Source organism: Synechococcus sp. R55.7 (assembly GCF_047461955.1).
Taxonomy (GTDB): Bacteria; Cyanobacteriota; Cyanobacteriia; order Thermostichales; family Thermostichaceae; genus Thermostichus.
Genome location: NZ_JANSIC010000449.1, coordinates 1 through 758, shown reverse-complemented (window position 1 = coordinate 758; position 758 = coordinate 1). Strand labels below are relative to the sequence as shown.

The following is a 758-nucleotide window of genomic DNA, read 5'->3' as shown; positions in this document are numbered from 1 at the left end:
CTCGGTGTCGATAACCAAGTAGCTCATGGAGGGGCGGGATCCCGTGATGCTAATGTGCTCAATATCTCAGTGTAATTCTGGGTAGGCGGGTTCACCCGACACCAAGGGAACTAGAGATGAGTGAGCAGTGGTATTTTGCATACGGAAGTAACCTAGATGCCCAGCAGATGGGACACCGTGCTGTTGATTTCAAGGAAGCTAGGCGTGCTCGTTTGCAGGGATACCGCCTGACGTTCAACAAGCGCGGCAACGATGGAACCGGCAAGGCCAACATTGTCCGGGATCCCTCTGGGGTTGTGTGGGGAGTTGCCTATCTGTGCAGCTCGGACAGGCTGGAGAGGATGGATCGGTATGAAGGAATTCCGGGAGGTCATTACCGTCGCCAGCAGGTTCAGGTTCGAAGCGATGAGGGTGAAGTGATCGAAGCAATGACTTACGTGGCGGGAGATTCATTCATTGATGATTCATTGATCCCAAGCGAGGGATATCTTCAAGGAATCTTGAAGGGGGCACGAGAGCATGGGCTTCCCCCCGACTACATTCATCAAATTGAAGCGATGGGGTTGGGTGGCTGAGAGCACTCTGTCCAAGGGGATTGAGGCTGCTGGCAAACAGGTTCCTGCCCCTGACCTTAAGATGGAGCCTCAAACCAGGTGGGTTGATCCCGAACGGTTTTGGCAGCGTCCAGATCCAAGAGAGTGCGGCCTATCCGATAAAAGTGACGGCACATCCGTTGGCAATCCGAAAGGTCGGCGACT

The 758-nt window shown here is 54.1% G+C and carries 1 protein-coding gene; it reads left to right on the top strand.

Annotated features, from left to right (window positions below; genetic code table 11):
* The first annotated feature begins 116 nt into the window (after positions 1-116).
* Positions 117-575: a gamma-glutamylcyclotransferase family protein gene (locus tag NW820_RS13065; protein WP_414342279.1), complete on the top strand. Its 459-nt coding sequence runs from the start codon at positions 117-119 to the stop codon at positions 573-575.
* Positions 576-758: the final 183 nt, after the last annotated feature.

Coding starts and splice junctions, on each gene's coding strand:
- NW820_RS13065 (WP_414342279.1), top strand. CDS start 117: ATGAGTGAGCAGTGGTATTTTGCATACGGAAGTAACCTAGATGCCCAG.